Origin of the sequence: Lapillicoccus jejuensis (genome assembly GCF_006715055.1) — a bacterium.
GTDB lineage: Bacteria > Actinomycetota > Actinomycetes > Actinomycetales > Dermatophilaceae > Lapillicoccus > Lapillicoccus jejuensis.
On the sequence record NZ_VFMN01000001.1, the window covers coordinates 4,135,231 to 4,156,293 of the forward strand.

At 73.0% G+C, this 21,063-nt stretch carries 17 protein-coding genes and 1 pseudogene; 7 read left to right on the plus strand and 11 right to left on the minus strand.

The features are described 5' to 3' along the window. Nucleotides 1–20: 20 nt before the first annotated feature. Nucleotides 21–1,043 (minus strand): SDR family oxidoreductase, encoded by a 1,023-nt coding sequence (locus FB458_RS19170; protein WP_141849901.1) that lies wholly within the window; start codon nucleotides 1,041–1,043, stop codon nucleotides 21–23. 26 nt (nucleotides 1,044–1,069) lie between these two features. Between FB458_RS19170 and FB458_RS19175 the strand changes: the two are divergent. From FB458_RS19175 to FB458_RS19205, 6 genes and pseudogenes are all read left to right on the plus strand, one after another. Then, nucleotides 1,070–2,241, plus strand: a pseudogene (locus FB458_RS19175) (IS3 family transposase). Nucleotides 2,242–2,565: 324 nt separating this feature from the next. Further along, nucleotides 2,566–3,726 carry a tyrosine-type recombinase/integrase gene (locus FB458_RS19185; RefSeq protein WP_141849903.1) on the plus strand — a complete coding sequence of 387 codons (1,161 nt, stop codon included), beginning with the start codon at nucleotides 2,566–2,568 and terminating at the stop codon, nucleotides 3,724–3,726. Between the two features lie 251 nt (nucleotides 3,727–3,977). Further along, on the plus strand, nucleotides 3,978–4,298 hold the full coding sequence (locus FB458_RS19190; RefSeq protein WP_141849904.1) for a hypothetical protein: 321 nt from the start codon (nucleotides 3,978–3,980) through the stop codon (nucleotides 4,296–4,298). Continuing rightward, entirely contained in the window at nucleotides 4,295–5,728 is a 1,434-nt protein-coding gene (locus FB458_RS19195; protein WP_170185760.1) for a methyl-accepting chemotaxis protein, read from the plus strand. Before FB458_RS19190 ends, FB458_RS19195 begins: the two co-directional genes overlap by 4 nt. Continuing rightward, on the plus strand, nucleotides 5,725–5,955 hold the full coding sequence (locus FB458_RS19200; protein ID WP_141849906.1) for a methyl-accepting chemotaxis protein: 231 nt from the start codon (nucleotides 5,725–5,727) through the stop codon (nucleotides 5,953–5,955). The genes FB458_RS19195 and FB458_RS19200 overlap by 4 nt, the downstream gene beginning before the upstream one ends. 74 nt (nucleotides 5,956–6,029) lie before the next feature. Further along, nucleotides 6,030–6,356 (plus strand): hypothetical protein, encoded by a 327-nt coding sequence (locus tag FB458_RS19205; RefSeq protein WP_211356099.1) that lies wholly within the window; start codon nucleotides 6,030–6,032, stop codon nucleotides 6,354–6,356. A gap of 47 nt (nucleotides 6,357–6,403) precedes the next feature. On the opposite strand, the gene FB458_RS19210 is transcribed toward FB458_RS19205, so the two are convergent. The 8 genes from FB458_RS19210 to FB458_RS19245 all read right to left on the minus strand — a co-directional run bounded on the left by FB458_RS19210 (nucleotide 6,404) and on the right by FB458_RS19245 (nucleotide 17,685). Next, nucleotides 6,404–6,712: a WhiB family transcriptional regulator gene (locus FB458_RS19210; protein ID WP_141849907.1), complete on the minus strand. Its 309-nt coding sequence runs from the start codon at nucleotides 6,710–6,712 to the stop codon at nucleotides 6,404–6,406. Further along, a complete protein-coding gene (locus tag FB458_RS19215; protein ID WP_246061384.1) occupies nucleotides 6,709–7,005 on the minus strand; it encodes a WhiB family transcriptional regulator in 297 nt (98 codons plus the stop codon). Before FB458_RS19215 ends, FB458_RS19210 begins: the two co-directional genes overlap by 4 nt. Nucleotides 7,006–7,449: 444 nt before the next feature. After that, a complete protein-coding gene (locus tag FB458_RS19220; protein ID WP_141849909.1) occupies nucleotides 7,450–8,055 on the minus strand; it encodes a DUF4126 domain-containing protein in 606 nt (201 codons plus the stop codon). Between the two features lie 25 nt (nucleotides 8,056–8,080). Further along, the gene (locus tag FB458_RS19225) at nucleotides 8,081–9,337 is read right to left on the minus strand and encodes an MFS transporter (protein WP_170185761.1); all 1,257 of its coding nucleotides are present in this window, start codon (nucleotides 9,335–9,337) and stop codon (nucleotides 8,081–8,083) included. A gap of 82 nt (nucleotides 9,338–9,419) precedes the next feature. Beyond that, nucleotides 9,420–12,443 carry a bifunctional [glutamine synthetase] adenylyltransferase/[glutamine synthetase]-adenylyl-L-tyrosine phosphorylase gene (locus FB458_RS19230; protein ID WP_141849911.1) on the minus strand — a complete coding sequence of 1,008 codons (3,024 nt, stop codon included), beginning with the start codon at nucleotides 12,441–12,443 and terminating at the stop codon, nucleotides 9,420–9,422. After that, nucleotides 12,440–13,777: a glutamine synthetase family protein gene (locus tag FB458_RS19235; RefSeq protein WP_141849912.1), complete on the minus strand. Its 1,338-nt coding sequence runs from the start codon at nucleotides 13,775–13,777 to the stop codon at nucleotides 12,440–12,442. Before FB458_RS19235 ends, FB458_RS19230 begins: the two co-directional genes overlap by 4 nt. Nucleotides 13,778–13,781: 4 nt before the next feature. Next, complete coding sequence (locus FB458_RS19240; protein WP_141849913.1) at nucleotides 13,782–15,377, minus strand: phytoene desaturase family protein; 1,596 nt, start codon at nucleotides 15,375–15,377, stop codon at nucleotides 13,782–13,784. 73 nt (nucleotides 15,378–15,450) lie between these two features. Next, nucleotides 15,451–17,685, minus strand: coding sequence for an immune inhibitor A domain-containing protein (locus tag FB458_RS19245; RefSeq protein WP_246061385.1), 2,235 nt, complete (start codon nucleotides 17,683–17,685; stop codon nucleotides 15,451–15,453). A 384-nt stretch (nucleotides 17,686–18,069) separates the two neighbouring features. Between FB458_RS19245 and panB the strand changes: the two genes are divergently transcribed. Next, entirely contained in the window at nucleotides 18,070–18,963 is an 894-nt protein-coding gene (panB, locus tag FB458_RS19250) for a 3-methyl-2-oxobutanoate hydroxymethyltransferase (RefSeq protein ID WP_141849914.1), read from the plus strand. Here panB and FB458_RS19255 read toward each other — a convergent pair. Beyond that, the gene (locus FB458_RS19255) at nucleotides 18,953–20,341 is read right to left on the minus strand and encodes a dipeptidase (RefSeq protein WP_141849915.1); all 1,389 of its coding nucleotides are present in this window, start codon (nucleotides 20,339–20,341) and stop codon (nucleotides 18,953–18,955) included. The genes panB and FB458_RS19255 overlap by 11 nt on opposite strands. Beyond that, on the minus strand, nucleotides 20,338–21,060 hold the full coding sequence (locus FB458_RS19260; protein WP_141849916.1) for an esterase family protein: 723 nt from the start codon (nucleotides 21,058–21,060) through the stop codon (nucleotides 20,338–20,340). The genes FB458_RS19255 and FB458_RS19260 overlap by 4 nt, the downstream gene beginning before the upstream one ends. Nucleotides 21,061–21,063: the final 3 nt, after the last annotated feature.

Consider the following 21,063-nt stretch of genomic DNA (forward strand, 5'->3'; position numbering starts at 1 on the left):
GACTGGTCGGGCCGCGGCCATCACTGCCCACGGACGTTCGGACGGCCCGCCGTTCGGCGCCGCAGGGCGAACAGGCTCATCACCGCCCCGAGCAGGGCCGTGCCCAGCGGGGCGTAGTGGTGGGAGACCCACTGCTGGGCGCTGCGTTCGTGCGCCTGCGCGCCGAAGTCGCGGCCGGAGCGGCCGTCGGCCGGGTCCCACAAGTTGACCGGGCCGGCTGAAGCATCCTGACCGGTCTGCTGCGACGAAAAGCCGGTCCGCGCCAGGTACCAGTCCAGCAGCCCAGGGACCAGCGCGTTGGCGGCCAGCGTCGCGGCCGTGCTGGCCCCCTCCCAGTACTCCCGACGCCGCGGATGCGCCGCCGCGTACACCACAGCGCGGGCCGCGACCTCGGGCTGGTAGATCGGCGGGACCGGCTGCGGCTGCTTGGGCAGCCGGTTGAGAACCCACGAGAACTGCGGGGTGTTGACCGCCGGCATCTGCACCATCGTCACGCGGACCGGGCTGCGCTCATGCAACAGCTCGCAGCGCAGCGACTCGTGGAATCCCTGCAGCGCATGCTTGGCGCCGCAGTACGCCGTCTGCAGGGGGATGCCCCGGTAGGCCAGCGCCGACCCCACGTGCACAATCACGCCACGCCCCCGCTGCTTCATCCGCGGCAGGACCGCCATCGTCGACCACACGTAACCCAGATACGACACCTCCGTGGCACGCCGGTACTCCCGCGGGGTGATGTCGTCAAACCGCGCAAACACGGACGAGAAGGCGACGTTGACCCAGACGTCGATCGGCCCCAGCTCGGCCTCCACCCGGTCCACCGCCGCCCGCACACCCTCCGGGTCCGCCACATCGACCGGGACCGTGAGGGCCTCCACCCCCAAGGACCGCACCTCCCGCGCCGCCGCGTCCAAACCGGCCTCACCACGAGCCAGCAACGCCACCCGGTCCCCCCGCCGAGCGAACTCCACCGCGGTGGCCCGACCGATACCACCGCTGGCCCGGGACTGCTGACGGTTTGGTTGACATCTGATCTGTGGCGACATCGGTCGCCGCTGGAAGGATGTCGAGCATGCCTGCTGCACACCCCAAGGAGTTCCGCGACGACGTCGTCGCGGTCGCTCGCCGCGGTGACGCCCCGATCGCCGAAGTCGCCAAGGACTTCGGGATCAGCGAATCCTGCCTACGCAATTGGCTGAAGACCGCGGACGTCGAGGACGGTGTCCGTCCGGGCATGACCCGGCAGGATTCTGACGAGCTGCGCGAGCTCAAACGTCGAAACCGGTTGCTCGAACAGGAGAACGAGGTCCTGCGCCGAGCGGCGGCCTACCTCTCCCAAGCGAACCTGAGGCTGGGTCACCACCCAAAATGAGGTACCCGCTGGTCCTTGATCTCGCTGCTGACGGGATCCCCGTAGCGGTGACCTGCCGGGTTCGGAAGTTCTCGCGTCAAGCCTTCTATGCCTGGTGCCGGGCACCGGTCAGCGATCACGATCTCGTCGACGCCTACGCCACGAACGCCGCGTTCGACGTCCACGCCGACGACCCCGGCTTTGGGTACCGCTTCATCGCGGATGAGCTCGACGACGCCGGGCACGCCGTCTCGGAGCGGCGGGTGTGGCGGCTGTGCTCGCAGGCCGGAATCGTCTCCCTCCACGCCCGCAAACGGGGAAAGTCCCGCCGGCCAGGGCCACCGGTGCACGACGACCTCGTCGAACGTGACTTCACCGCCGAGCACCCCAACCGGTTGTGGCTGACCGACATCACCGAGCACTCCACCCGTGAGGGCAAGCTCTACCTGTGCGCGGTCAAGGACGCCTGGTCGCGCCGGATCGTCGGCTATGCCATCGACGACCGGATGACCTCCCACCTCGCCGTCGACGCCCTGACCATGGCCGTCACCCGCCGCGGCGGGGACCAGGCCGTGGCCGGCTGCGTGGTCCACAGCGACCGAGGGTCCCAATTCCGGTCGCGGCGATTCGTCCACGAACTCGAGCGTCGTCACCTGCTCGGGTCGATGGGACGCGTCGCCTCCAGCGCCGACAACGCCGCGATGGAGAGCTTCTTCGCGCTCCTACAGAAGAACGTCCTCGACAGCCGCCGCTGGACCACCCGCCATGAGCTACGCCTGGCGATCGTCACCTGGATCGAGAGGACCTACCACCGCCGACGTCGACAACGCCCCCTCGGCAAGCTCACGCCCATCGAGTTTGAGACCATCTACGCAGCCGCTCACGCGGCCTGAACCACCACACCCCGAGTGTCAACCGGATCGTCAGCAGTCCCCTCCCTTGCTGGGAGTAGATGAGGTGTCACAGCTGCTCGGCATACCAAAGGCCACGTTGTACAAGTGGCACTCTCTGAGTACTCGTCAAGTACCGCAGGGGCCACGCGCCTTCCGAGTAGGGCGATACTTGCGTTACACGTTGGACGACGTGAGGGCGTACATCGTGCTGTGTCAGGGGAACAGCGCGTGACCTTGGCCAGCTTTGCTCATACGCTGACTGGGAGGTCCAGTCTGGCCGAGTCTTACCAGGTGGGCGCGGGTGGCACGTGAGGTGGCGTGGCGATGGCGAGTGTGACCAGCAGGGTAGGGCGAGACGGCAAAGCCCGCTACGACGTCCGGTTTCGCGATCCCAACGGTGTTCAGCGCAAGCGGTCGTTTGCTCGCAAGCGCGACGCGGTGGACTATGCGGCGTCGGTGGGGACGGACAAGCTCAGAGGCGCGTACGTCGACCGCAACGCGGGGCGCGAGACGTTCCGCACCTTCGCTGACCGGTGGCTCGCCGCGCAAATGTTCGCTCCCTCAACTCGAACCCGTGTGGCGTCCGACTTGCGCAATCACATCTACCCCACCCTGGGCGATAAGCCTCTATCGGCAATCAAGCCGAGCACGGTGCAGGCGTGGGCCCGTTCGTTGTCCTCGTTGGCACCGAACACCCAGCACCAGATCTTCGGCTACGTCGGCACGATCCTGTCCGCGGCAGTCGACGACCAGTTGGTGACACGGAATGCGGCTCGTACGCCTTCGGTTCGGCGACCGCGCAAGGATAAGACCAGGATCAGGCCCTGGCCCAGGGAGCGTGTTCCTGTGCTGGCTCAGGCACTCCCGGACCGGTACGCGGTGGTCGTGGCCATCGGGGCTGGCTTGGGACTGCGGCAGGGTGAGATCTTCGGCCTGGCCTTCGAGGACGTCGACTTCCTGAGGCGAGAAGTCACCGTGCGACGCCAGGTGCAGCTTGCCGACTCCCAGCTGGTGTTCGCGCCGCCGAAGTATGGCAAGGAACGGACCATCCCCCTCGCCCCCCACGTCGCCGACGCCTTGGCCGCCCACGTGGCCCGGATCCCACCACTGCAGTGCACATTGCCTTGGGTCGAGCCTGCCGGTCGGCTCGAAGCGGCCTCGCTGATCTGCTCGACTCGTGAGCACAAGCCCATCAACCGCAACTACTTCAACACGGTGTGGCGGAAGGCGCTCATCCGCATCGGCGTGACCCCGACTCGCCAGGACGGCTGCCACGCACTACGGCACCTCTTCGCCTCGGTTCTGCTCGACGCCGGAGAGTCCATCAAGGTGGTCTCCGAGTACCTGGGCCACAGCGACCCGGGTTTCACACTGCGGACGTATACGCACGTCATGCCGGACACTCGGGCGCGGTCGCTGCGCGCCATCGATGCAGTGTTCGCCACGAACAGTGCCATGGATGTGCCATCCGACCGTCTCGCGTAGACATCGATGCAGGTCAGAGGCCCCAAGACGGTGGATCGATGCTGTACTACGACATCTGAGCCGGCGCGCGGTACGGCGCCCCTCGCGGAGGCCGCGACCCCACCAGGGTCGCGGCCTTCGTCGTCTCCGCCCCGACCTGGGAGGCCCGACCTGGGAGTCCCCTGGACGCTTCGACGAAATGGGTCGCACCCGCAACCATCGCCCCCTACATTTCGGGCGGCCGATCACCGTCGTCGAAAAGAGCACCACCCATGCGCGTCCGCGCCCTCGACGCCGCCCTCGCGGTGGCCACCGCCTCGAGCGGTCTCCTGGCGGCCACCGGCCCCGCCTCCGACTCCCCCACCGCCGCGACCAGCGCCATGACCGTGGAGGGCGCCGACGGCGCGTTCCTGCTGGGCGCCCGCCAGAGCCTGGTGTCCACCGGCGCCCGTACAGCCCGGAGTCAGGTCGGACGTCCGGCGAACATCTCAGGTGTCGAGCGGATGCGCCGATGGCTCGGGCGGAGCGCGCCGTCGGCTCCACCGGGCGCCCCGACCCTGGCCGCCCTCCCACGAGAGGACCTCTCCCGGTGACCCTGACCCCCTCGACCCACCCGTCCGGCACGCGCGGCTCGCGAGCCGCCCGCTGGTACGGCGACCGCAGCCTGCGCACCAAGGTCATCGCCGCCGTCGGCGTCGTGGGTCTGCTGACCGTCGTCCTGTCGGTCGTGGCCGGCCTGGGCTTCCGGGCGCAGCAGGAGCAGACCGGGGAGGTCGCCGAGGACGTCGTCCTCGTGCACGACGCCATGCAGGCGAAGTTCCGCACCGCCGACTTCGCGGGCTGGCAGACGGGCTACGCCTTCGACGTCAACCGCGGCGTCAAGGACGCGGCGTCCGACACGGTCGGGCAGCGCGCGGAGTTCGTCCGGTCCACCACGGCGTTCCACGACGACCTGCGCCGACTCGACGTGCCCGAGCTGACCCCCGCCGACCGGGCCCTCCTGCAGGACGCGACGACGCAGTTCGCCCGGTTCCTCGCCATCGACGACCGCATCGTGTCGGGCTACCGCCGCGGCACCGCTGCCGACGTGCGGGCCTCCAACGACCTGGCCAGCGGCGCCTCGCTCGACGTCTTCGGCAAGCTCGCCACGGACACCGACCGGCTCGCGACGTCGGTCAGCACGCACAGCTCCGCCACCGCGACGCAGGCGCACGACGTCGCCGGCCGGTACGCGGTCGTCATCCCGCTGGTCGGGGGCCTCGGCCTGCTCGTGGCGCTCGGCGCCGCCGCGGCCATCGCGGCCTCGGTCACCCGGCCCGTGCGCCGGGTGCTCGCCGTGCTCGACCGGGTCGCCGAGGGCGACCTCACGGTCTCCGCCGGCGTGACGACCCGCGACGAGGTCGGCCGGATGGCCACGGCCCTCGACGTCGTCACCTCGTCGCTGCGCGGGACGATCACGGCCGCCGCGACCTCGGCCCACGCGGTCGCCCAGGCCAGCACGGTGCTCGCCTCGACCTCCGACGAGATCGCCGTCGCCCTGGAGCAGACCTCGACGCAGGCCGGGCTCGTCGCGAGCGCCGCGGAGCAGGTGTCCTCCAGCGTGCAGACGGTCGCGGCCGGGTCCGAGGAGATGGGCTCCTCCATCCTCGAGATCGCGCGCAGCGCCTCCGAGGCCGCCCAGGTCGCCGCGCAGGCGGTGGCCGCCGCCGCGACCACGACCGCCACGGTGAGCAAGCTCGGCGACTCCTCGTCCGAGATCGGCGCCGTCATCAAGACCATCACCGCGATCGCCGAGCAGACCAACCTCCTCGCCCTCAACGCGACGATCGAGGCGGCGCGCGCCGGTGACGCCGGCAAGGGGTTCTCCGTCGTCGCCCACGAGGTGAAGGACCTGGCCCAGGAGACGGCCAAGGCCACCCAGGACATCTCCCTGCGGGTCCAGGCCACCCAGGCCGACACGAGGGGGCGGTCAGCGCCATCGGCGAGATCTCCGACGTCATCGCCCGGATCAGCGACCACGTGACGACCATCGCCGCGGCGGTGGAGGAGCAGAGCGCGACGAGCGCCGAGATCGGGCGCTACGTGGGCGAGGCGGCGCCCGGCAGCCACGGCATCGCCACCACGGTCGGCGGCGTCGCCACCGCGGTGCGGTCGTCGACCGACCGCGTCGGCGAGACCCGGCGCGCGGCCACCGAGCTGGCCCGCATGTCGAGCGAGCTGTCCGAGCAGGTCGGTCGCTTCCGCTACTGAGCCGGGACGTCCCGCGCACGCCGCGGCCGGCGGATCATTCCCCTGATCGAACACCCGTTCGATATCCTGGGGTGGTGGTCGACGTCCCCCGCCGTGCGCTCGCCCGGCCGCGCAGCCTGGCCCCGGAGCAGTTCGCGGCCGAGGCCATCACCCGCGCGACCGGGCGGATCCCGGTGCGGGCCTGGGTGCTCTGGGAGACCGGCACCGAGGAGCTCCTCGACGCGGTGGCGACGGCCTGGACCTCGCGCGCCGTGCTCGTCGCCTGGGGCGCCCCGCCGCACCAGCACGAGGCCTGGGTGTGGGCCGGGGCCGTGACCCGGGTCGCGCCACCCGCGACCCCGTCCGCACCCCGGCCCGGACAGCGGAACGCCCCGGTCGAGGGGCGGCGACCGGGGCGGTGACGCGCTCCGCTGGGGTGTGCGGTCGGGGCGCGCGGAGGAGGGGAGGTCTAGCCGGCGATCCCGAGGAGGATCGCCTCGCGCTCGGCGGGGGTGGTGCCACCCCAGACGCCGTGCGTCTCGGGCACCCGCAGGGCGTGGCCGAGGCAGTCGCGGACCACGGGACAGCCGCCGCAGATGTCGCGGGCGGCCTGGAGCGCGTCGCGGGGCTCACCCCACGCGCGCCGTCCCCCCGGTGCGGCATCGTCGTCGGCCGCCTCGAAGACCGCGGCGGACTCGGGGCCGGCGCAGGCGGCGAGCTCGCGCCAGTCGTCCTGCGCGGCCTGTCGCCACGCGGTGAGCGACCCGACGACGCTCACGCTGCGGTCCCGGTGGCGGCCGCCGGACGCAGCAGCAGGCGCTGGCGCTCGGCGGCGGTGGTGCCACCCCAGATGCCGTAGTTCTCCGGGACGGCCAGCGCGTGCTCGAGGCACTCGCGGATGACGGGGCACCCGGAGCACAGCTCCTTGGCGTCGCGGGTGCGGCTGACGCGGCGCTTCTGCGTCTGGTCGCGGTCGTCGGTGAAGAACTTCTCCGAGTCCATGCCGCGGCAGTGGCCGGCCTCCTGCCAGGAGTAGGCCTCGAGACGTGCCGGCGGGAGCTGGAGACTCACCCGTGCAGTCATGTCGATCTCCGTTCAAGTGGTGCGGACCCGGGCGCTCCCTGCCGGGTGTGACTTGAACTTACGCCAAACTTGCGCAGGAAGCCAGTCCCTTGCGCAAGTTTCTTGGTGGATGCGCGATGACATCGCGCACGATTGGTCCTACGGGCGAGGCACTATCCCGATATCGCTGTCGCACAACGGAATTCGGCTCCGTCACGGATGGCGCAGCTCGTCGCTGGGGCACGAGATCCCCCATCGGACATGTCGGGAACGACCGTGGAACGAGCAGACGCGACACCGAGGCACCCGCGCGACGCGCACCGAACCGGTGCAGAACCGGTGCAGAACCCGCGCACCGAACCTGTGCAGATCCCAGGATCCCTGTGAACTTGCGCAACGAGGTCGGGGTGAACCTGCGCAGTGAACCCGCGCAGCGAACCTGCGCAGGCGGGGTCAGTCGCGGGGCGTCACCCCGGCCCGGGCGCGCCGCCGACGACGGCGTCGCCGCGCGGACCGCAGCCGCCGGGCCAGCAGGACCAGCCCGACGAGCAGGACGACGACGAGCACCGGGGCCAGGATCGCCACGAGCGACAGACCGACCGACGCGACGTCCTCGATCGTGGACACGACCGGGGCCCCGACCCCCGCCGTACCGGCGTTGACCACCGGCCGGGCCGCCGTCTTCCCGGTGTGCACGAGGGCGGCGACGACGACGCCGAGCAGGACGGCGACCCAGGAGTGCTCCTGCATCCACGCGGAGTGGTCGAGCCGGTCGGCCGCGGCGGTGGCGCTGGCCACGAGCCCGCCCACGGCCGGGCGGACGGCCGTCTGGACCGCGTCGTTGACGCTGTCGACGACGGGGACCTTGTCGAGGACGACCTCGGCCGCGAGCAGGACCGCGCCCACGCCGATCGCCCACCAGCTGGACATCCAGCCGTACCCGGCCGGCAGCGCGACGAGGTCGGTGAACCGGGCCAGCAGCGCCAGCGCGAGGAAGGGGATCCAGGGGTTGAGCCCGGCGGCCGCGGACAGACCCATCCCGGTGAGGACCGCGATCATCGACGGAGTCTAGGTCGAGCCGGCCTCAGGGCGCCCCGTCGAACGCCTCGGTCACCGCGTCGAGGATCCTCTGCCGGGGCCACGTGCCCGCGAGCAGCACCGTGGCCCCCAGCCCGACGACGGCGGCCATGGTCACCGCCGCGGGCGCGGTGGTGACCTCGGTGAGCCAGCCCACGAGCAGGTAGACCGCGCCGGTCAGCCCGACGGACAGCGCCCCGACCAGCCCGAAGATCGTCGCGCGCCGCGCGGGCGGGCTGAGGACGGCGAAGCTCGTCTGCAGCGGCAGCATGAAGGCCTGCAGGCAGCCGCTGACGAACCACAGCCCCCACACGACGGCGTACGGCGGTGTGAAGGCCGTGAAGAGCAGCGGCACCGGCATGAGCAGCGCCATGGGGACGAGCCGGCGATGGGCGACCTGCGGGGCCCACCGGCTGACGACGACGATGCCGAGGGCGGCGCCGGCGATGGGCGCGGCCATGAGCAGGCCACCGCCCGGACCGCCGCGCGCGTAGGCGATGGCGGCCGCCTCGGGGGCGACGATCCCGAGCACCGCCGCGAGCGAGAGCAGCGTCAGCCGGGCCAGCACGGTGTCGTGCCGCACGGTGCGCACGCCCACGAGGAGGCGGCCGAAGGCGCCGCCGTGGTGCTCGTCGTCGACGCGCGGCGAGCCGCGCGGGACGACCGCGAGGACGACCGCGGCGACGACGAGGAACGTGAGCAGGTCGAGCAGGAGGCTGGTCGGCACCCCCACGAGCGCGATGAACACGGCGCCGAGCGCGAGCCCCACGGCCTGGTTGGTCTGGTCGAGCAGCTCGCTCAACCCCATGACGCGCACGAACTGCCGCCGGTCGGGGACGAGCTCGACCCACATCACCCGCGACGCCGACGCGGCCGGGCCACCGGCGAGCTGCAGCAGCGCCATCGCCCCGAGGAGCAGCGGCAGCGGCGCGACGGTGTCGACGGCGGCGATGAGCACGACGACGAGCAGGGCGCGCACCAGGGCCATGACGGCGAGGACCGAGCGGTGGTGGAACCGGTCGGCGAGCGGGCTGAGCAGCGTGCTGCCGAGGATGGTCGGGACGTAGCTCACGGCGAGCGTCGTCGCGGTCGCGAGCGGGGAGTGGGTCCGGGTGAAGACGACGGACGCGACGGCGAGGCGGGCGACGTAGTCGCCCCAGGTCGACAGCGCCGTCGCGAGGAGGATCGGCAGGACCCCCGGCACCCGCACGACCTCGCGCCACGAGGGCACGGCGGTCTGCTCGACCCGGTCGACCTCCCCCACCGTCATCCCTTCTCCGGGCCCCCTGCCGGGACCGTTCCGTGCTCACCGTCCACCCCGCACCGCCGTCCGAGCGGTGCCGGGGTCAGTCGGCGTAGAAGCTCTGCTCCATGACCGTGCGACACCGTCGGGCGGCGCGCAGGTAGTCATCTTCCAGGGTCGTGCCCTCTCCCGCACCCCGACCCACGATGCGACCCACCCCGTCGGCGTCGCGCAGGTCGCTCGGCACGGACTCGACCGGGCGACCCCGCCACAGCACGGAGGCCCGACGCAGACCGGTCGCGAGCTCCCACGCCGCCCGCAGGTCGTCGGCGGCCGCGGGCGTCAGCAGCCCGGCGCCCCGGGCCGCCTCGAGCGCCTCGACCGTGTCGGTCGTGCGCAGCCCCTCGACCCGGCCGGCGTGCCGCAGCTGGAGCAGCTGGACGGTCCACTCGACGTCGGTGATCCCGCCCAGCCCGAGCTTGAGGTGGGTCCGGCGGTCCGCTCCCCGCGGCAGCCGCTCGGCCTCCACCCGCGCCTTCATCAGCCGGATGTCGCGCACCTGCGCGGCGCTCACGCCGTCGGCGCGGTGGCGCAGCGGGTCGATCACGGCGAGGACGTCGCGGGCGAGGTCCGGGTCGCCGGCCACCGGCCGGGCCCGCAGGAGCGCCTGGAGCTCCCAGGTCTGCGCCCACCGGTGGAAGTAGGCCTCGTACGACGCCAGCGACCGCACCAGCGGCCCCGCCTTGCCCTCCGGTCGCAGGTCCGCGTCGACCCCGAGGGCCGGGTCGGGGCCGGCCTCGCCGAGGTAGCGGCGCAGGTCCTGCACGACGTGCAGCGCCCGGGCCTGCGCGTCCTCGTCGGCGACGCCCTCGTGGGCCCGGTGCACGACGACGACGTCGGCGTCGCTGGCGTAGCCCATCCCCCGGCCGCCGAGGCTGCCCATCCCGATGACGACGAGGTCGGTACCGAGCGGGCCGCCCACCTTGTCCTCGACGTGCCGCACGACCGCCTCGAGCGAGACCTGGAGCGTGGCCTCGGCGAGGTCGGTGAGCGCGTGCCCCACCTGCTCGACGTCGAGCAGGCCGTTGAGGTGCGCGAAGGCGATCCGCAGCAGCTCGTGCCGGCGGATGCCGCGCACCGCGAGGACCGCCGCGTCCGGCTCGCTCTTGCGCCCCGCGGCGCTGCGCATCGTCAGGCCGAGCTGCTCGACCGTGCGGGGCACCAGGCCGCGGTCGTCGCCGAGGATGGCGACGCTCTCGGGCGAGCGCGCGAGCAGGTCGGCGACGTAGCGGCTGCGGCCGAGGACCCGGGCCAGCCGCTCGGCGGCACGGCCCTCGTCGCGCAGCATCTTGAGGTACCACGGGATCGTGCCGAGGTCCTCGCTCACCCGGCGGAAGGCGAGCAGGCCGGCGTCGGGGTCGGCCTCGTCGGCCAGCCAGCCGAGCATCACCGGCAGCAGCGCGCGCTGGATCGCCGCCCGGCGCGAGACGCCGGTGGTGAGCGCCTCGATGTGCCGCAGCGCCCCGGCGGGGTCGAGGAAGCCGAGCGCGTTGAGCCGCTCGCGGGCCTGCTCGGGGGTCAGCGTCCCGTCGACGGTGCGCATCCGCGCCGCGGCCGCCAGCAGCGGACGGTAGAACAGCCGCTCGTGCAGCCGGCGCACCTCCCGCGACCGGGAGGCGCGCAGCTCGACGACGCCCTTGGCCGCGTCGGAGCGCAGCCCCACCGAGCGGCCGAGCCGGCGCAGGTCGGTCTCGCTCGTCGGCATGAGGTGCGTCCGCCGCAGGTGGTGCAGCTGGATGCGGTGCTCGAGGGTCCGCAGCACCCGGTAGGCCTCGTCGAGGGTCGCCGCGTCGTCGCGGCCGACGTACCCGCCCTTGGCCAGCGAGGAGAGCGCCTCGAGCGTCGTCGCCGACCGCAGCGAGGGGTCGGTGCGCCCGTGCACGAGCTGGAGCAGCTGGACGGCGAACTCGACGTCGCGCAGCCCGCCCCGGCCCAGCTTGAGCTGCCGCTCGGCCTCGGCCTTCGGGACGTGCTCCTCGACGCGGCGGCGCATGGCCCGGACGTCCTCGACGAAGTTCGGTCGGGCCGAGGCCTCCCAGACCAGCGGCCGGATGGCGTCGAGGTAGCGCCGGGCCACCTCCCGGTCGCCGGCGCTCGGGTAGGCCTTGAGCAGGGCCTGGAACTCCCACGTCTTGGCCCAGCGCTCGTAGTAGGCGCGGTGGCTCGCGACGGTGCGCACGAGCGGACCCTGCTTGCCCTCGGGACGCAGCGCGGCGTCGACGGGCCACAGCGTGCCCTCGGCGGTGACCGCCGAGCAGGCCCGGACCAGCCCGGCCGCGAGCGCGGCACCGACCTGGACGGCCCGCTCCTCCCCCACCCCGTCGGCGGGCTCGACGACGAAGACGACGTCGACGTCGGAGACGTAGTTGAGCTCTCCCCCACCGGTCTTGCCCATGCCGATGACCGCCAGCCGGCAGTCCGCGTGACCGTCGCCGTACTCCTCGCGCGAGATCGCGAGGGCCGCCTCGAGGGCCGCCTCGGCCAGCCAGGCCAGCCACTCGGCGACGGTCGGCAGGGCGGCGACCGGGTCGGGCGAGGTGAGGTCGAGCGCGGTGACGGCGAGCAGCCGCCGGCGGTAGGCGACCCGCAGGGCGTCGTACGGCGACCGGTCGCCGCGGCCGGCGGGCGAGACGGCCTCGAGCAGCGCCTGCCGCAGCCCCTCCGCCGTCGGTGGCTCGGCCTCGGAGACGTCGCGCCAGTGCTCGGGGTGGTGGGCCAGGTGGTCGACGAGCGCGGTGGAGCCGCCGAGGACGGCGACGAGGCGGTCGCGGGCGGGCCCGCGGCGCCGCAGCGTCGCGACGACCTCGCGGCGCTCGACGTCCTCGGCCTCGCCGGGCGAGGACGGGATGTCGCGCAGCGCCTCGAGGACGCGGACCAGGCCGAGGAGGGCGAGGTCGGGCTCCGCCGCGCGGCTCAGCGCCTCGACGAGCCCGTCCTCGAAGACCTCGTCCATCGGGTCGAGGAGTCCGGCGAGGACCGGCTCCCGCAGCAGCCGCTCGGAGCGCTCGGGGTCGGCGAACCCGAGCCGCGCGAGCTGGGCCCCGGGGCTGCTGACGCGCGGCGTCACAGGCTGGGCAGGTAGCGGTCGAGCTCGAACTGCGTGACCTGGTGGCGGTAGTCGAGCCACTCCTTGCGCTTGTTGCGCAGGAAGAAGTCGAAGACGTGCTCGCCGAGGGTCTCGGCGACGAGGTCGGACCGCTCCATGACCTCGAGGGCCCGCCCCAGCGAGCTCGGCAGCGGGTCGACGCCCATGGCCAGCCGTTCCGCGTCGGTGAGGCCCCACACGTCGTCCTCGGTCTCCGGCGGCAGCTCGTACTCCTCCTCGATCCCCTTGAGGCCGGCACGCAGCAGCACGGCGAAGGCGAGGTAGGGGTTGGCGGCCGGGTCGAGCGAGCGGACCTCGACGCGGCTGCTCTGGCCCTTGTTGGGCTTGTACATGGGGATCCGCACCATGGCCGAGCGGTTGTTGTGCCCCCAGGTCAGGTGCGCCGGCGCCTCGCCGCCGCCCCACAGCCGCTTGTAGGAGTTGACCCACTGGTTGGTCACGGCGGTGATCTCGGCGCCGTGCCGCAGCAGGCCGGCGATGAACTGCCGGCCCACCGTGCTGAGGCTGTACGGCGCCCCGGCCTCGTAGAAGGCGTTGGTGTCGCCCTCGAAGAGGCTGAGGTGCGTGTGCATCCCCGAGCCGGGGTGCCCGCTGAACGGCTTCGGCATGAAGGTCGCGACGATCCCCTGCTCGAGCGCGACCTCCTTGACGACGGTGCGGAAGGTCATGATGTTGTCGGCCGTCGACAACGCGTCGGCGTAGCGCAGGTCGATCTCGTTCTGCCCGGGCGCGCCCTCGTGGTGCGAGAACTCGACCGAGATGCCCATGCTCTCGAGCATCGTGATCGCCGCGCGGCGGAAGTCGTGGCCGGTGCCGTGGGGGACGTGGTCGAAGTAGCCGGCGTCGTCGACCGGGACGGGCTGCGCGCCGGGGACGTGCGGGTGGCGCAGCAGGAAGAACTCGATCTCCGGGTGGGTGTAGAAGGTGAAGCCCATCTCGCCGGCCTTGGTCAGCGCGCGCTGCAGCACGTGCCGCGGGTCGGCCGGCGCGGGCGACCCGTCGGGCATGAGCAGGTCGCAGAACATCCGCGCCGTGCCGGGGTTCTCACCGCGCCACGGCAGGACCTGGAAGGTCGACGGGTCGGGCTTGGCCAGCATGTCCGCCTCGTAGACCCGCGACAGGCCCTCGATGACCGAGCCGTCGAAGCCGATGCCCTCGGAGAAGGCCCCCTCGAGCTCGGCCGGCGCCACCGCGACCGACTTGAGGGTGCCGAGCACGTCGGTGAACCAGAGCCGCACGAAGCGGATGTCGCGCTCCTCGATGGTGCGCAGCACGAACTCTTCCTGACGGTCCATGGCGTCATCCTGCCGTATCGCCGAGGACCGCCATCGCGGCGTTGTGCCCACCGATCCCGGAGACCCCGCCGCCGCGCCGGGCGCCGGCGCCGGCGAGGACGACGCGCTCGTACGGCGTCCCCACCCCCCAGGTGCCGACCTCGTCGGCCCGCTCCGCCCAGGGCCAGCTCAGAGGACCGTGGAAGATGTGCCCGCCCGGCAGGGACAGGTCGGCCTCGAGGTCGACGGGGGTGCGCACCTCGAGGGCGGGCCGGCCGTCGGCGTCGCGCAGCAGCAGCGGCTCGACGGGCTCGCCGAGGACGCCGTCGAGGGCGGCGAGGACGGCCCGCAGCGCCTCGTCGCGGCGACCCTCGGGGTCGGCCGCGAACAGCCGGGCCGGCATGTGCAGCCCGAAGAGGGTGATCGTCTGCGCGTCGGTGGCGGCGAGGTCCGGACCGAGGATCGAGCGGTCGGACAGGGTGTGGCAGTAGATCTCGCACGGGCCGGCGGGCACCCCGCCCGCGGCGGCGACGTCGTACGCGCGCTGGAGCTGGGTCATCGTCTCGGCGACGTGGAACGTGCCGGAGAAGGCGGCGACCGGGTCGACACCGGGGTCGGCCAGGCGGGGCAGCCGGGAGAGGAGCAGGTTGACCTTGAGCTGGGCCCCCTCGGGCGCCGGGCCGGTCGAGACCGGGGCCGCGCCGGTCGCGGCGAGCAGCCGGTCGAGGACGGCCGGCGCGCAGCCCGCGAGCACCCGACCGCGGGCCGAGCGGCCCCCGCCGTCCTGCTCCCAGGTCACCTCGCCGTCCGGGTCCACCGCCGTCACCCGCGCGCCGGTCACGAGGTCCGCGCCGGCCGCCGACGCCGCCCGGGCCAGGGCCCCGGTCACCGCGCCCATCCCGCCGACGGGCACGTCCCAGTCGCCCGTGCCGCCGCCGACCAGGTGGTAGAGGAAGCAGACGTTCTGCTGCAGACCGGGGTCGTCGAGGTCGGCGAAGGTGCCGATGAGCCCGTCGGTCGCGACGACGCCCCGGACGAGGTCGTCGCGGAAGGTCTCGCGCAGCAGCGCGCCGAGCGGGCGCCCGGCGAGGGTGTCGAGCCACGCGACGAGGTCGTCCCGGCCACCCTCGCCGACGAGGGCGCGCAGCCCGTCCAGGTCGCGCAGCGGCTCGAGCACCGTCGGCCACAGCCGTCGCGCCAGCTCGGTCGTCCTCCCGTAGAACTCTTCCCACGCATCGAACTCGCTGTCGCCGCCGGTGACGGCGCGGAACGAGGCCCGGGTCGCCTCGCGGTCCCCGGTGTCGACGAGCAGCCCGCGCCGCGGGTCGCCGGGCACCGGGGTGTAGCTGGAGTAGCGGCGTCGCACGAGGCGCACGTCGAGCTCGAGGTCGGTGACGACCTGCCGCGGCAGGAGCGAGACGAGGTAGGAGTAGCGCGACAGGCGGGCGTCGAGGCCGTCGAAGGCCTGCGCCGAGACGGCCGCCCCGCCGACGTGGTCGGCCTGCTCGAGGAGCAGGACGCGCCGCCCGGCGCGGGCGAGGTAGGCCGCGGCGGTCAGGCCGTTGTGGCCCCCACCCACGACGACGTCGTCGTACCGGTCCTTCGGGGCGTCGCTGCTCACGCCCGGGAGCCTACGGCGAAGCCCCCGGGACCGTGGGGTCCCGGGGGCTCCGTACGCCGATCGGCTCAGACCGTCACTTGGCGCCCTGCTGCGCGAAACGCACCTGGAGCCACATGTCCTGGCCGCTGACCGAGGTGCGGGCGACGGTGATCTTCGTGCCCGTCCCGGCCACCTTGACCGACCCACCCGGGTTGGCCGCGTCCCAGTAGCGCTCCGGGTCGGTGTCGTTGAACGTCGGGATGCCCGGGCGGGCCCCCAGCGTCTTGGCGACGCCGTTGTGGTGGAACGTCACCGCGTCGGTCTGCTCGAGGCCGAAGGTGGCGTCGAACGGCTGGCGACGGTTGCCCAGCTTGAAGCCGTCGGAGAAGACGACGGACTTCGGACGGGCGTCGACCGGGAGGACGAGGCCACCACCGGGGTGCTTCGAGGTGTTGTTGTCGGTGAACTCACCGTCGACGTACCAGACCAGCAGGCCGTTCTGGTAGGGGAAGCGCTCGACCCAGTCGGGACGGGTGCTCCACCCGAAGTTGTACGGGCCCGTCTGCAGCGTCTTGTCGTAGCCGCTGTAGACCCGGTTCTCCGCGAGGTAGAAGTGCTCGACCTGCTTGGAGGTGCTGCCGCCCATCCGGGTGAAGCCGACGGCGGTCCAGCCGTTGGTGCCCGACTCGACGTCGTCGCTGAGGACGGTGGTGCCGTCGACGACGACCTTGAGGTCGTCGAGGAACGGGCCGTCCTCGTGGACGCCGCCGTCGGTGTTGTAGCGGAAGCGGAACTGGATGTCCTTGCCGGCCCAGGCGCCGAGGTCCCAGGTCCTCTCGGCCCAGGCCGCGGTCCCGTCCATCGCCGGGCCGACCTGGTCCCAGGTGGCCCCGCCGTCGGCCGAGGCCTCGGCGTACAGGAAGTCGTAGTCCTTCTCGGTGTCGAGCTGGAGCCACGCCGAGACCGAGGCGCTCCTGGCGCCCGTGAGGTCGATGTCGCGGGTCAGCGTCGAGTTGAGGTTGTCGGCCGAGCCGCCCCACCACTCGGAGGTGCCCGAGTGCGGCGTGTTGTAGCTCGTCGTCACGGTCTTCTTCGGCAGCGTGACCATGAGGGCCTGCGGCGTGGTCGCGCCGTCCCGGTCGGCCGGGCCGATCTTCACGTCGCGGTCGTAGCCGTGCTGGACGGTCTGGTAGTCGAGCCAACCGAGCTGCATCTTCTCCCACGGGCCCATGTAGCCCGGGGTGGTGCCGATCGAGTCGACGCCCTTGTTGAGCCACGAGCCGGCCGACATCAGCGTCCAGAAGCCGGTGCCGTTGTCACCGCCCTGGGTGTCGTAGAGGTCCGGCAGGCCGAGGTCGTGACCGAACTCGTGCGTGAAGACGCCGAGGCCGCCGTTCTCCGGCTCGGTCGTGTAGTCGCCGATCCAGATGCCGGTGTCACCGATCTGCACGCCACCGAGCTTGTTGCCCTCGGGGCCGGTGCGACCCTGGCCGTTGGAGTACGCGTACCAGCGGTGCGACCAGATGGCGTCGGTGCCCTGCTTGCCGCCGCCGGCCTCCTCGCCCTCACCGGCGTGGATCGCCTGGAAGTGGTCGATGTAGCCGTCGGGTCGGTTGTAGACCCCGTCGCCCTTGCTGTCGTAGCGGTCGACCTGGTCGAACTGCTGCAGGTACGCCTTGATCTCGGCCGTCGTCTTGCCCTTGGCCTTCTCGGCCGCGAACCACGCCTGGGCGGTGTCGTTGATGTAGGACCAGTAGCCGTCCGACTGCGGCACGGTGTTGCTGCCGTAGCGGGCCTCGTTGTAGGGGACGGTCACCCAGTCGGAGACGTCGCCCTTGGCGAGGAACCGTCCGTTGGACTGCTTGGCGTAGAAGTCCTTGAAGGACTGCCCGGTGTCGCCGAACATCATGTTCTCGTAGTGCGCCCGGTCGAAGTTCTTCGTCCAGTACGTCGAGTTGTCGTCGGTCGCGCCGCCGTCCCAGCGGCGGTCCGGCGCGGCGATCTGGTTGTGCACCGGGCCGGGCGCGGAGCTCTGGCCCGTCATCGTCTTGTCGCCGAAGTCGGTGAGGACGGTGAAGATCGCCTCCTCCCGGTCGACCGGGTAGGACACGTAGCGGTCCTGGGTCTGCTTGCCCTGGGCGTCCTTGCCGCCCTTGAGCGCGATGACGCGGTCGCCGCCGCGCGTGGTCAGCTTGGCCTCACCCGTGGCGAGCTTCTTGACCGCCTCGGCGCGGACCGCCGCCTGCTTCTCGGCCAGCGGGTTGGGCAGGTTGTCGCTGCGTGCGGTGGAGCTCGCCGCGTCGGGGTCCGCCGCCGCCGGTGCGCTCACTGCCGGAGCCTGCAGCGTCGCGAAGGCGACCGCCGTCACGGCGACGCCCGACACCACCCTCCAGTGCCAGTTGCTCAATGTTCCTCCATGTCAGGGATGTCCCGAAGTCCCGCAAGGGTTCCGGCCCGTGTGCTGTCGCGCCGCCGGTGTGGGCGCGCAACGGAACCTAGGCGGGAAACCGTTCGATGGAAAGAAATTTGACGACCTAGTGTCATTCTTTACTCATTTTTTACTCAGGCCGCATTCAGGATCGGCGCGTTGCAGATCACCTCAGAACCGGGCGACGTGTCGTGCCGACCGGTCGTCGGACGACGAATTCCTGAGGTCCCCCTGGGAGGTCACCGGCACGTCCCCCCGACCGGGGCGGCTCACTAGGCTGACGGCGTGCCGCCGCAGCCCTCCGACACCCCGCCCGCCGAGCCGGAGGCGGCGCCGTACGGCGTCGTTCGCGAGGCCGGCTACCCCACGGCGGCGACCGGCGGTCGGGTGCGCACCACCCACCTGCGCCGGTGGAAGCAGGAGGGCCGGCGCTGGGCGATGCTCACCGCCTACGACCGCTTCTCGGCCGAGGTCTTCGACGAGGCCGGCATCCCCGTCCTGCTCGTCGGCGACTCGGCCGCGAACGTCGTCTACGGGATGGCGAGCACGGTCCCGGTGACCGTCGACGAGCTGCTGCCCCTCGTGCGCGCGGTGAGCCGGTGCGCCCCGCGGGCCCTCGTCGTCGCCGACCTGCCCTTCGGCTCGTACGGCGCCTCGCCCGAGCAGGGCGCGGCCACCGCCACCCGCTTCCTCAAGGAGGGTCTGGCCCACGCGGTCAAGCTCGAGGGCGGGGCCGACATGGCGCCGACCGTCGCGCTGCTGGTGCGGCTCGGGATCCCGGTCATGGCCCACCTCGGCTTCACCCCGCAGAGCGAGCACGCGCTCGGCGGCTACCGGGTCCAGGGCCGCGGCGACGGCGCGGACCGGCTGCTCGCCGACGCCCGCGCCCTGCAGGACGCGGGCGCCTTCGCCGTCGTGCTCGAGATGGTGCCCGCGAGCGTCGCGGCGCGGGTCACCGAGTCGCTGGAGATCCCCACGGTCGGGATCGGCGCCGGGGCGGGCTGCGACGCGCAGGTGCTGGTGTGGCAGGACATGGCCGGGCTCGGCGGCCCCGGCGGGCCGCGCTTCGTCAAGCGGTACGCCGACCTGCGCACGCCGCTGCTGCAGGCCGCGCGCGACTACGCCACCGAGGTCGCCGAGGGCACCTTCCCCGGCCCGGAGCACACCTTCAGCGAGTGACGCCCGCCGCCGCGTCCTGGGCCGCCTCCTCGGTCCCGCCCAGCCGCCGCAGGAACAGCGCCTCGGCGAGCGCGGCCCGCCGCAGCTCGTCGGGGTGGACCGACTCGCCCGGCGAGTGGATCCGGCAGGCCGGCTCCTCGACCCCGCAGACGAGCACCTCCGCGCCGGGCAGGACCTCGGCGAGCGCGGTGGTCAGCGGGATGGAGCCGCCCTGCCCGGCGTGCACGGCGTCGACGCCGTAGGCCTCGCGCATCGCGTCCTCGAGCGCCCGCAGCGCCGGCCCGTCGGTCCGGGCGGCGAAGGGCCGCCCCAGGGTCATCGGCTGCACCTGCACCTGCGCCCCCCAGGGCGCGCGCCGCTCCAGGTGCGCGACGAGCAGCCGCTGCGCGGCGGCCGCGTCGGTGCCGGGCGGCACGCGCAGGTTGACGACCGCCCGCGCCTGGCCCTGGATCGCGGCGGTGACGCCGGCGACGGGCGGCGCGTCGAGGGCGAGCACCGTGGCGACCGGCCGCGCCCACACCAGGTCGGCCGGCTCGCCGCGCCCGAGCAGGCCGACCCCGGGCAGGACGCCGGCGTCGGCGCGGAACCGCGCGACGTCGTACGGCGCCCCGTCCCAGCGCCCGTCGGCGTCGAGGCCGTCGACCGTCGTCTCGCCGTCGTCGTCGCGCAGGGTGCCCAGCAGCCGCACCATGGCGGCCAGCGCGTCGGGGGCCGGGCCGCCGAGGGCACCGGAGTGCACCGGGCCGGCGAGGGTGCGCAGGGTGACCAGGACGCTGCCGGTGCCCCGCAGGCTGGTCGTCACCGTCGGCGTCCCGAGGGCGACGTTGCCGGCGTCGGCGACGACGACGACGTCGGCCGCGAAGAGCGACGGGTCGGCGGCGAGCAGCCGCTCCAGCCCTCCCGTCGAGGCCTCCTCCGAGCCCTCGCACACGACGCGCAGGCCCACGGGGACGCCGCCCGGATCCGCCTCGCGCAGCGCGCGCAGGGCGGTGAGGTGCATGACGAGGTTGCCCTTGCAGTCGGCCGATCCCCGCCCGTACCAACGCCCGTCGTGCTCGGTGAGGGTCCACGGGTCGTCGCGCCAGTCGTCGAGGTCACCCGGCGGCTGGACGTCGTAGTGGCTGTAGAGCAGCACGGTCGGCGCGCCGGGAGGGCCCGCGACCGACCCGACGACGGCGGCGCTCCCGTCGTCGGTCGGCACCGTGCGGGCGTCGTCGACGCCGACCTCGCGCAGGAGCGCGACGACCGCGGCGGCCGCCTCGGCGCACGCCTCGGCGTGCTGCCCGTCGTGCACCGACGCCCACGCGACGAGGGCGGCGAGGTCCTCGCGGGCGCGGCCCATCAGCCCGGCCACGACGCCGGCCAGGTCCTCGCTCACAGCAGCTGCGGCAGGTAGGTCGGCAGCATCTCCCGCCAGGTCGGCCAGTCGTGGTCCCGGTGCGGGCCCCAGTCGTCGACGCGGTTGGGGATCCCCTTCTCCCCCAGCACGTTCGCCAGCCGCCACGACTCGCCGATGTCCTCCCACCGGCCGGTGCCGGCGGCGAGGAGCAGGAACCGCGAGCGCAGCACGTCGAGGTCCTCCCCGTGCAGGCCGGGGAGGAACTGCAGCGGCGAGGCGTAGTACAGGTCGTCGTTCGACTCGCCGAGGAAGGCCTGCAGGTCGTAGGTGCCGCTCATGCCGAGCGCGGCGCGGAAGTGCCGGGGGAAGCGGGCGACCATGGCGACGGCGTTGAACGCGCCGATCGACGCGCCGGCGGTGACGAGGTCGACGGGGCCGCCGCAGTCCATGTGGACGGCCGGCACCACCTCGTGCTCGACGGCCCGGTGGAAGGCGTTGAAGAGCCACATCCGGTGCGCCGGGTCTCCCTCGCGCCGGGCCAGCGCACGACCGGCGAGGCTGTCGACGCTGTAGACCTTGACCGCGCCGGCCTCGACGAGGTGGCCGATGCTGTCGAGCAGGCCCATCCGCTCGACCTCCTCGGCGTCGCCGCCGGCCGTGGGGAAGAGCAGCAGGGGCGTCCCGTAGTGGCCCCACCGGGCCAGCGTGAGGTCCTGGTAGAGGCGCGGGGACCACCAGCGCTCGACGGCCTTGTCCATGGC

Excerpts from the sequence above, each read along its gene's own strand:
- FB458_RS19170 (WP_141849901.1), bottom strand. The coding sequence starts at position 1,043 with ATGTCGCCACAGATCAGATGTCAACCAAACCGTCAGCAGTCCCGGGCC.
- FB458_RS19185 (WP_141849903.1), top strand. The coding sequence starts at position 2,566 with ATGGCGAGTGTGACCAGCAGGGTAGGGCGAGACGGCAAAGCCCGCTAC.
- FB458_RS19190 (WP_141849904.1), top strand. The coding sequence starts at position 3,978 with ATGCGCGTCCGCGCCCTCGACGCCGCCCTCGCGGTGGCCACCGCCTCG.
- FB458_RS19220 (WP_141849909.1), bottom strand. The coding sequence starts at position 8,055 with ATGATCGCGGTCCTCACCGGGATGGGTCTGTCCGCGGCCGCCGGGCTC.
- FB458_RS19235 (WP_141849912.1), bottom strand. The coding sequence starts at position 13,777 with ATGGACCGTCAGGAAGAGTTCGTGCTGCGCACCATCGAGGAGCGCGAC.
- FB458_RS19260 (WP_141849916.1), bottom strand. The coding sequence starts at position 21,060 with ATGGACAAGGCCGTCGAGCGCTGGTGGTCCCCGCGCCTCTACCAGGAC.